Consider the following 9,570-nt stretch of genomic DNA (forward strand, 5'->3'; position numbering starts at 1 on the left):
CGCAGCGCGCGCGTCAGCCCGCCCTGCACATAGCCGCGGAACAGCGCTTCCTCGGCGAGCGTCACGATCAACAGGTTGTCCACGAGCCACAGCCAGCCTGACGACGGCCACTTGGGCGCCCAGCCGACCATCCCGAACGCGAGCGCGCCGGCCAGGCACGCGGCCGCCGTTGCCACGGCCGCCACCGCGCCGGTGCGCAGCGCGCGCGACAGCGGGATGTCGGGGGCGACCCACGGCAGCACCCACACCAGCCACAGGCCGATGAGCGGCTTGTCCAGATTCAGGTACATCGTGAACGGCACGGCATCCGGCGTGAAGCGCGTCGCGGCGATCACGCGCGGATTGTGGAAGCCGGGAATCAGGTGCAGGCTGAGCGCGATCGCGAGCGCGGCAAAGACGACATGCGCGGCGATGCGCACCGCGCGCGGGCGCTCGGGCATCACGCCCCAGGCGGCCGCGGCCAGCAACGCGAACGGCGCCAGCGCGAGTGGTGCGAGCTTGCCGAACGCCAGCGCGCACGCATAGCCGAGCGCGGCGAGGCCGAGGCTCAGGCCGTGCTGCGGGCGATGCCACGCGAACGCGGCGGCCGCGAACAGCGCGAGCCAGATCGTGGCGGACGGAAGGAGAGAAAGGGACATGACAGATACGGCATTCGTCGGACGAGACGCCGCGCATCATACAGCAGGCGTCCCGCCATGCCGGCCGGGCGCGCTCAGCGGCCGGCGGTTTCGGTGACGCCGTCGCGGCCCGGGATGTGAACGCTGTTGCGCACGCGCATCCGCCGCCGGTACCAGAAGGTCCACGTCAGCAGGCAGCCGAACACGGTATAGCCGATGATCGGCGACACCACCAGCACACGTTCGACCGGCCAGGTCACGACCATCCAGAGGCGCAGCAGCATTTCCAGCGTCATGAACGCGCCCCAGACGAAGGTCATTCGCCGAAGCATCTGCCGCAGCCCCGGCTGCGCGTCCCAGACGGCTTCGAAATGCGCGGCGCCGCCGTCCATTTCGCGGGCCACGGTGGCGCGGGCGAGATAGAAGATCAGCGGACGTGCGCGGACCAGCGACAGCAGGAACACGACGCCGATCGTGCCGGACGCGAGCGACTCGCGCATCAGCAAGGTGCGCGGGCTGCCGCCGAGTGCCATCCCGATGATCGACAGCGCGATGCCCAGCAGCACGATGGCCGCCACCGCATCGACGCGGCGCGAGCGGATGAATTCGACGATCGACCAGACGATCGGCGGGACCGCCGACGCGTACAGCGCGCCGGTTTCGCCGAAATACGGCTGCGCGGCCCGGTAGGCGACCCAGGGCAGCACCAGGTTGACGAAGAGTTCGAGAATCAGTCCGGCTCGCGGTTTCACGGTGCGCTATTCCACGCAGGTTGGGGCGAACGTGCAAAGGGCGTGGTGGCCCCCGGTTGCCCCGAAAAGGGTTCGGTCCAGTATATCGAAGAATCGGGCGGGGCTGCGGCGTCGCCTCGGCCACTTGCCGCCGTCACGGATTCACCGCCACGGGCAGCGTGATCGTGACCGTGGTGCCGTGCAGCACGACACTGTGCACGTGGATGTTGCCTTCATGCCGCTCGACGACTGCCTTGACGAACGCCATGCCGAGCCCGACGCCGCTGGTTTCCGGCTGGCCGGCGGTGCGGAAGCGCCGGTAGCGCTCGAACAGCCGCATCTGGTCCGCGCTGCTGATCCCGCACCCGCTGTCGCGGATCGTGCAGCGCACGGTCTTGCCGTCGCCACCCGGCTCGACCTTGCATTCGACGCTCGTCAGCGGCGCGCTGTACTTGATGGCGTTGTCCAGCAGGTTGATCAGCGCGCGCGACAGCAGTGCCGGGTCGCCCTGCACGATCGTGTCGTCGCGCCGCGGCACGTCGTCGATCGACATGGATTTCCGGTGCGCGAGCGGCCACACGGCGTCGCGTGCCTCGTTCATCAGGTCGGCGAGGTTGACCGGCACGCGTTCGTATTCGCTGGCCTCCGCACGCGAGAGCTGCGCGAAACCGTCGGCCATCGCCAGCGTGTGCCGCGCCAGCTTGCCGATTCTCGCGAACTGCTGCTTCGTCTGCGCATCGCCCGCCCGGTGCGCCTGCGTGTCGATCAGGATGATCAGCGAGGTCAGCGGGGCGCGCATGTCGTGCGAGAACAGCGTCAGCATGTCGTTGCGCTGGCGCTCGAGCATGTCGCGGCGGACCGTCGCGTTGCGCAACGTTTCCAGCGCGTCATGGATCCGCGCGATCTCGGGCCCGATGCCGCGCGGCATCGCGACGTGCGACGTATCGCCATCGCTGAGCGCGACGATCCGGCGGCCGAGCGCATCGAGCGGCTTCGATAGCAGCCGCTGCGTGCCGCGCGCGAGCGAAACCAGGATCGCGATGCACAGTGCCGTGGCGAACGCCGACAACCCGACCTTGATCCGGGCGGTGTTCCGGTCGCCGATCGCGCGGTGCCGGGCAAGGTCGATCACGCGGTCGCGCAGCAGCTCGCTCGGCCGGAAATGCGGCACGATCGCACGGGAAAACTCGGCAGCGCTCATCGTATAGGCACCGTTCCGGCCGCTGGCGACCGTCGCGTCGACGAGCGGCAGGATGTGCGTGTCGAAGGCCGCGTTGAGCTGCGCATATTCGCGTGCCACGTCGGGGTCGTCGAGCTGCGCGCCGATCGCGCCGTCGATCAGCGCGCGCAATTGCTCGATGCGGCCGCGCATCCGCATGATGTCCGCGAACTGCGTGCGATCGAGCGCCTGCCGCGCGAACATCGGTGCGATGAGCAGCGAGCCCGTGCGGCCCGCGTATTCCCGGAGATCGCCGAGGAGCCGCGCCAGCAGGATCGCACCCGACGTGCGCGGGGCGCGCATCGCGGTGTCGGTCATCGCCCCGTCGATCAGCAGCGACAGCGTGTCGACGACCCGGAACAGGTGCGCCTGCGCGTGCTGGATATCGTTAACGGTGCGTGACGCGAGCGGCCGCGCGTCGAGCGCATCGACTTCCGCACGCGCATCGGCGAGCGTCATCCGGGCTGAGTCGAGTGCATGCAGCAGGTTGCCGCGTTCGCGATCGTTCAGCACGGTCGCCTGCGCGATGCCGGCGCGAAAGCGTTTCAGCGCCTCGTCGGAACGCGCGCGTGCGGCGAGCAGGTTGCGGGCTTCGGTGGCGCCGTCGTCCTGCAGGCGAACCAGCAGGTCGTTCGTCGGGCCGCGCTCGGCCGAGATCACGTTGGCGGCGCGCATCGCCCCGCGGACGAATTCGAAGCTCTGCAGGTCGGCGTTCTCCTGCCGGTATTGCCGGAAACTCCCCCAGATAATCGTGCCGCACAGCAAGGCCAGCAGCGTTGTGACGATTGCGAAGCCGATATGCGTCTTCTGCAGGATCGTCAGCGATCGAATGTTGTATGCGCGTTCCCGGTTAAACGAGAATGATCGATTCATGACACACCATGTTTGCAAGCTATCCCGGGTGGGCCCGTATTCTCTGCCTGTCGGCGCCGTGACGCCGTAAGGTTTATTGGGGGGGCAGGGAGCCGCCTTCACGGGGCGGCAACGATCCCGGCCGGGAAGCCGGATCGTGCTTGGCACAGGATCGCCTTGCGTCAGTGTCCTGTCGACACCGGACGAATCGCGCTTGATCCGGAGAAACCCTGATCGCGTATCGCGCCCGTGGCGCATGACGGCAGATGATTTGGATTGCGAATGTTTTGAATCGACGTGTCCGACCGGGACGCGGCATCAAGTCCGCTTCGGACGACGGCAGCTATGCGGGGAGGGGGCGCGCTGGAGGGGGGCGGCAGGCACGTCGCCCGCGAACGGGCGACGCTGCAGGGCGATACGGCAGCAGGCGTGCCGCGGCGCGAATCGCGGCCGCGGCCGTGCGGGCGGTCAGGCAGCGGCGGGCTGAACGATGATCTTCACGTTCCGGTCCTTGTGGTTGACCAGTTCCTCGAAGCCGTGCGAGACGATGTCGCCGAGCGCGATGCGCCCGGTGATGAGCGGCTGCACGTCGATGCGGCCGTCCGCGATGAAGCGGATCACGTCCGCGAATTCGCCGTTGTACGCCAGCGAGCCGATCACTTCCTTCTCGGTCGACACGATGTCGAAGAAGTTGAACGGCGCCGGCTCCTCGAAGATGCCGACCATCACCGACTTGCCGGCCTTGCGGATCACGTCGATCGCGAGCTTCGCGGTGGTCGTGTGCCCGATGCACTCGAACGACACGTCCGCGCCGTAGCCGCCGGTCAGCGCCTTCACTTCCGCGATCGCGTCCGACGTCTTCGGATCGATGACGACGCTCGCGCCGACTTCCAGCGCCTTCTGCTTGCGCGCGGCCGACATTTCCAGCGCGATCACGCGCCCGGCACCCGCGGCTTTCGCGCACATGATCGTGCACAGGCCGATCGTGCCCGCGCCGACCACGACGACCGTCTGCCCGACGATGTTGCCGGCCTTCTTCACCGCATGCAGCCCGACCGCGAGCGGCTCGATCAGCGCCCCGGCCTCGGTCGGGAAATCGTCGGGCAGCTTGTACAGCAGTTCGGCCGGCACGTTCACGTATTCGGCGAACGCGCCGTTGTTCATCAGCCCGGTGAACGCGAGGTTCTCGCAGATGTTGTACAGCCCGTGTTTGCAATACCAGCAGGTGCCGCAATGCTGGCATGCGTCGGCCGTCACGCGGTCGCCGACCGCGAAGCCCGTCACGCCCGCGCCGAGTTCGGCGATCTCGCCGCTGAACTCGTGGCCGAGGATGCACTGGCCCTTCAGGCCCGTCAGCGGATGCGGCGCGTCGACCGGGATGAACACGGGCCCCGCGACGTATTCGTGCAGGTCGGAACCGCAGATCCCGCACCAGTGCACGCGAATCGTGACCCAGCCTGCCGGCGGGCGCGCCGGCACGGGAACCTGTTCGACGCGGATGTCGTGGCGGCCGTGCCAGACGGCGGCTTTCATGCTGGGGGCGGTGGTCGATGCCGGTGTACTCACGTTGCTGTCTCCATCAGGTTGTCGTCGGGCGCAGCGCGTGGCTGCCGGTGTGCCCGTCGCGCGATTGCGCGATCGACCGGTATGCAGGAACGGGGCCAGCTTGAGTGGGGGCGCCGGGTGGTGGCTGGATGGGACGGAAATGGCGCGATGCACCATCGCCGTGTCCGTTGATGAGGGTGGGTTGTGAGGACGAGTGATGCGGAATTTGCTGCGCAAGCAAAATCGCAGGCCGGATGAGACGCTGGGACGTTCGTCTCAGCGCAATGAGACGAATTGCGAGACGCGCGGCGATGGCCGGCGCGGTTCGACGCGCGTTCAGGCAACCACTTCGTCGACCGCGACCGGTGCGAGCGGCGTGAATCCGGCGGCGCGGTACAGCGGCAGACCGGCCGCGGTCGACACGAGCCAGACACGCTGCGCGCCGCGTTGCCGGGCATGCGCGGCGATCGCGGCGAGCAGCTGCATCGCGAGGCCGCGGCGACGGTACGCGTCTGCGGTCCCGACGCGGTCGACGACGATATCGCGTGCCGACGCAAAGCCGTAGCGCGCGGTGGCGGCGACTTGCCCATCCAGCCGGTGCGCGAACAGGAAGGTGGCCGGATTCGGCTGGAACGGTGGGAACGGAGCGTCCGCATTGAACTTGTCGATGTCGCCCGGCGTGTGGCAGGCGAGCGCCTGCGCAAGCGCCTCGTCGCCTGACAGCCCGCCGATATCGGCGGCCATGAAATGCTCGTCCGACAGCCGGCGTGTCCTCCCTTCGAGCGCGGGCGGCAGCGGCGCGGCGCCGTAGCGCGTGATCCACGCGCCGACCGCGAACGGGCCGTCGCCATCCGCGGGCGCGCCCTCGATCACGAAGTGCTCGACAAGTCGCCCCATGCCGGCGTCGAATCGCACGACGTGGCCGTCCGGGCTGTCGTGCAGCGGCGCATCGCGCCGGTCGCGTGCGGCGCAATATCCGGCGATGAAGGTGCGTACCGCGGCCTTGCGGCGGGGGAAGGTCGACCAGGCTGCGTCGAGCGGAAGCGGGGCGTCGGGAGCGGGAGAGGCGGTCGGCATGCGGGCGTATGCAACGTCGTCAGGGCGAAGCCGACAGCTTAGATCAGGGCGGTGCACGCTGCCATGCCGGCCCATTGCCGCGATCGACGGAACGGATCGTTGCGCACATTACCCCTTTACTTGAAGTGAACTTCAATTTGTATCATGTGCGCCAGTCCGATCGCGGACGCGTGACGTATCCCGTGGCACGCGGCCGCTTCAACCGAGGTGGAGATGACCGAATCGCCTGTCGCGGCCGATGCCGCCACGCTACCGACGCGTCGCTACCGGGCCGCCGTCGCGAACGTCGTGCTGGCGAGCATCGTGTCGGCGTTGCACGTCGGCAAGGCGACGATCGCGTTGCCGTCGCTCCAGCACGAGTTCGGCGGCTCGCTCGCTTCGCTGAGCGGGATCATGTCGGTGTTTCCGTTCGTCGGCGTATTTGGCGGGATCGCGGCCGGCGTGCTGGTGCGGCGCTGGGGCGACCGGCTGCTGCTGATCGCGGGCCTCGTCATCCTCGGCCTGTCGAGCGTTGCCGGCGCATGGGCCGGCAGCTTCGCGCTGCTGCTGGTCACGCGCTTCGCCGAGGGGCTCGGGTTCGTGATCGTGGTGGTCGCCGCGCCAGCCGTGCTGAATCGCGTGACGCCGCCCGAGCGGCGCACGCTCGCGTTCGGGCTGTGGAGCACGTTCATGCCGGTCGGCATGGCGCTGTCGATGCTGGTCGGGCCGCTGCTCGGCGGCTGGCGCAACGGCTGGCTCGCGGCCGCGGCGTTGACGCTCGTGGCGGCGGCTGCGGTGCCCGTCACGACGTCCGCCGACGTGCCGTCGCGGCAGGCCGCCGCGCCGCGCATCGGGCCCGCGCTGCGCGACGTGCTCGCGTCGCGGTCGACCACGCTGCTCGCGCTGGGTTTCGCCACCTACAACGTGCAGTTCTTTGCCGCGATGACGTTCCTGCCGGTGTTCCTGATGCAGCGCCTCGGTGTCGCGGTCGGCACGGCGGGGCTGATCAGCGCGGCGATCGTCGCCGCGTGCGTGATCGGCAACCTGACGGCCGGCTGGCTGCTGTCGCGCGGCGCACGGCCGGGGATCGTGATGGCCGCGACGTCGGTCGCGATCGGCGCGGCCGGCGCAGGGCTTTTCAGCGCGGCCACGCCGGCACCGCTCGCGGTCGCGCTGGGTTTTGCGTTCTCGGCGATCGCGGGGATGCTGCCCGCGACGATCCTCGCGTGCGCGCCCGGCTCCGCGCCGACGCCGTCGCTGGCGCCGCTCAGCATCGGCTGGGTCGTGCAGGGCAACTATCTCGGACAGGTGATCGGGCCGCTGGCGATCGGCGCGATCGTCGGTGCCTTCGGCTGGTCGGGCGGCATCGGGCTGATGCTCGCGGCCGCCGTCACCGGCGCGGCGATCGGCCTGTCGCTGCCGCGCGAACCGCTGGGCCGGCGCTGAGCGCGGCGCCGTTCAACCTGTACGGAAATCCGTCAAGCATGCTCAACACCATGGAAAGCCTGATTTGCGAAGAAGACCTGCCGTGCGATGCGCCGGCATGGGTCGAACACGATGCGATGCCGCCGTGTGACGGCGTCGCGCATCCGCTCGTGACGATCGGCCGGGTGCCGGCTCCCGAGCACGCGGCGTTGGCTGTCTCGCCGTTGCGTCCGCAACTGTTCGTCACGGTGCTGGAGGCCGGCGACAACGCGTTGCTGGTTCGCTGGGTCGAGAGCGGCCGTTGCCATTACGGCGAACAGCGCTGGCGTTTGCGTATCGCGCTGCAGCCGGGCCGCTGCGCGATCTCGGGGCAGTCGATCGAGCCGGGCGAGCCGGTGTTCCGGCCGGTACGGCGGCCCGTGCCGGCCAATGGCGACGAGATGATCTGCCCGGCGTCGGTGCCGGGTGCCACCGGCGCGGCGTGTGGCGTCACGGCGGAGGATGACGACGCACACGCACCGGCCGACGTTCGCGGCTGAACGCCGGCCGGCTGCTGCAGCGGGTTACTGCTTCACGTCGTGCCGGTACTGGATGAACCCGGCGTTGTTCGCGAGCTTGTCGTACAGCGCGCGCGCGGTCGTGTTGGTTTCGTGCGTGAGCCAGTACACGCGGCTCGCGCCGGCTTCGCGGGCATGGTCGTACACGGCCTCGATCAGCGCACCGCCTGCGCCTTGCCCGCGTGCGTCGGGCGCGGTGTAGAGATCCTGCAGGTAGCAGTAGGGCCCTTCGGTCCAGCACGAGCGGTGGTAGATCGAATGCACGATCCCGACCAGCGCACCCGATGCGTCGAATGCGCCGAGCACGAACATCGGCTCGGCGGGATCCATCAGGCGCGCCCACGTCGTCGCGAACACCGCGTCGCTCAGTGCGGTGTCGTAGAACTGCTGATAACCCTGCCACAGCGGGCGCCACGCGGCTTCGTCGGCGGCGACGAGCGGGCGCACCGTGACGCGCGTCGCGTCCTGCGCGCGGCTGGCCGCATCGCGCTCGCGCGCCTGCGCGTGACGGATCGCGATGAGCGACTGGCGCTGCTCGCCGTGCGCGTCGAAGTTCTCCGGTGCGAGCCACGCGTCGAACGCGGCGCGGACATCCGGCCATTCGCCGTCGATGATCGAGAACCACGCGGTGTCGCGATTGCGGTTGCGGTAGACGATCGCCTGCCGGAACGTGCCTTCGTAGCGGAACCCGAGCCGGGCGGCGGCCTTGCGCGACGGGATGTTCAGGTCGTCGCACTTCCATTCGTAGCGCCGGTAGCCGAGCGTGTCGAACGCGTACTTCATCAGCAGGAACTGCGCTTCGGTCGATACGGGCGTGCGCTTGAGCAGCGGCGAGAACGTGACGGAGCCGACCTCGATCACGCCGTTGGCCGGATCGATGCGCATCAACGCGAGCGTGCCGACCGCGCGGCCCGTGGCGCGGTCGATCACCGTGTAGTGCAGCGGATCGGTGCTTGCCTGCGCGCCGCGCGCGTAGTCGCGGTAGCTCGACTCGTCGGCGTACGGGCCGTGGACGAGATAGGTCCAGTCGCTGCCGTCCGGCGCCTGGGCGTAGGCGGCGTACAGGTCGGCCGCATGGCGTTCGGCGTCGAGCGGTTCGAGCCGGCAGTAGCGGCCTTCGAGGACGATGCGCTCCGGCCGCGGGCGCGCGGACCAGTCGGGAACGGGGTGGCCGATGGGTTGCTGGAAAGCGTTGGTGAGCGTGGACAAGGTCGATCTCGCTTCGGTTGGCGGCCGGCGACATGCCGGCATGCAGACGATCGTAGTCGCGGCGAGGTACCATGAGAAGCGCCAGGGATCGACAAATTTATGGTGCCACGTGTTTCGGGGCGCGAACGGCGAGCCGTGCGCGACTAGCCGTCCGCCACTAGCCGTGCGCCACCTTCCGACATTTTCACGCTGCGATGTTCCGATGACGACAGTCCTTCCTTCCGCCGACGCGCCGTTGCTGCCGCTCGACGCGCCGCTGGCGCGCACGCCGGGCGCGCCTTCGCTGCAACGCCAGTTGCTGCGCCGGGTGCGCGACGCGATTCTCGGCGGCGCGATGCCGGCCGGCACGCGGCTGCCCG

General features: G+C 69.3%; 8 protein-coding genes and 1 pseudogene. 3 read left to right on the forward strand and 6 right to left on the reverse strand.

The window, feature by feature from the left end; all coding sequences use genetic code 11:
* From G3N61_RS36290 to G3N61_RS36310, 5 genes are all read right to left on the reverse strand, one after another.
* A partial coding sequence (locus G3N61_RS36290) for a CPBP family intramembrane metalloprotease domain-containing protein (RefSeq protein ID WP_205824796.1) occupies window positions 1-638 on the reverse strand: 638 nt, incomplete at its 3' end.
* A gap of 74 nt (window positions 639-712) precedes the next feature.
* Window positions 713-1,369: a VC0807 family protein gene (locus tag G3N61_RS36295; protein WP_043184429.1), complete on the reverse strand. Its 657-nt coding sequence runs from the start codon at window positions 1,367-1,369 to the stop codon at window positions 713-715.
* A 133-nt stretch (window positions 1,370-1,502) separates the two neighbouring features.
* Window positions 1,503-3,440: a HAMP domain-containing histidine kinase gene (locus G3N61_RS36300; protein WP_205824798.1), complete on the reverse strand. Its 1,938-nt coding sequence runs from the start codon at window positions 3,438-3,440 to the stop codon at window positions 1,503-1,505.
* Window positions 3,441-3,887: 447 nt separating this feature from the next.
* The gene (locus G3N61_RS36305) at window positions 3,888-4,952 is read right to left on the reverse strand and encodes a 2,3-butanediol dehydrogenase (protein ID WP_043184432.1); all 1,065 of its coding nucleotides are present in this window, start codon (window positions 4,950-4,952) and stop codon (window positions 3,888-3,890) included.
* Between the two features lie 348 nt (window positions 4,953-5,300).
* Window positions 5,301-6,041, reverse strand: coding sequence for a GNAT family N-acetyltransferase (locus G3N61_RS36310; RefSeq protein ID WP_205824799.1), 741 nt, complete (start codon window positions 6,039-6,041; stop codon window positions 5,301-5,303).
* Between the two features lie 213 nt (window positions 6,042-6,254).
* On the opposite strand from G3N61_RS36310, the gene G3N61_RS36315 reads away from it, so the two are divergent.
* Together G3N61_RS36315 and G3N61_RS36320 are read left to right on the forward strand one after the other, a co-directional pair.
* Window positions 6,255-7,466 (forward strand): MFS transporter, encoded by a 1,212-nt coding sequence (locus tag G3N61_RS36315; protein WP_205824800.1) that lies wholly within the window; start codon window positions 6,255-6,257, stop codon window positions 7,464-7,466.
* Between the two features lie 38 nt (window positions 7,467-7,504).
* On the forward strand, window positions 7,505-7,984 hold the full coding sequence (locus tag G3N61_RS36320; protein ID WP_089452756.1) for a DUF3331 domain-containing protein: 480 nt from the start codon (window positions 7,505-7,507) through the stop codon (window positions 7,982-7,984).
* Window positions 7,985-8,008: 24 nt separating this feature from the next.
* On the opposite strand, the gene G3N61_RS36325 is transcribed toward G3N61_RS36320, so the two are convergent.
* Window positions 8,009-9,211 (reverse strand): GNAT family N-acetyltransferase, encoded by a 1,203-nt coding sequence (locus G3N61_RS36325; protein WP_089452757.1) that lies wholly within the window; start codon window positions 9,209-9,211, stop codon window positions 8,009-8,011.
* Between the two features lie 202 nt (window positions 9,212-9,413).
* On the opposite strand from G3N61_RS36325, the pseudogene G3N61_RS39885 reads away from it, so the two are divergent.
* Window positions 9,414-9,570, forward strand: a pseudogene (locus tag G3N61_RS39885) (PLP-dependent aminotransferase family protein); the annotation flags it as partial.

Source organism: Burkholderia sp. Ac-20349 (assembly GCF_017104865.1).
In the GTDB taxonomy this organism is placed as follows: Bacteria; Pseudomonadota; Gammaproteobacteria; order Burkholderiales; family Burkholderiaceae; genus Burkholderia; species Burkholderia aenigmatica.

Excerpts from the sequence above, each read along its gene's own strand:
- G3N61_RS36300 (WP_205824798.1), bottom strand. The coding sequence starts at position 3,440 with ATGAATCGATCATTCTCGTTTAACCGGGAACGCGCATACAACATTCGA.
- G3N61_RS36305 (WP_043184432.1), bottom strand. The coding sequence starts at position 4,952 with ATGAAAGCCGCCGTCTGGCACGGCCGCCACGACATCCGCGTCGAACAG.
- G3N61_RS36310 (WP_205824799.1), bottom strand. The coding sequence starts at position 6,041 with ATGCCGACCGCCTCTCCCGCTCCCGACGCCCCGCTTCCGCTCGACGCA.
- G3N61_RS36315 (WP_205824800.1), top strand. The coding sequence starts at position 6,255 with ATGACCGAATCGCCTGTCGCGGCCGATGCCGCCACGCTACCGACGCGT.
- G3N61_RS36320 (WP_089452756.1), top strand. The coding sequence starts at position 7,505 with ATGCTCAACACCATGGAAAGCCTGATTTGCGAAGAAGACCTGCCGTGC.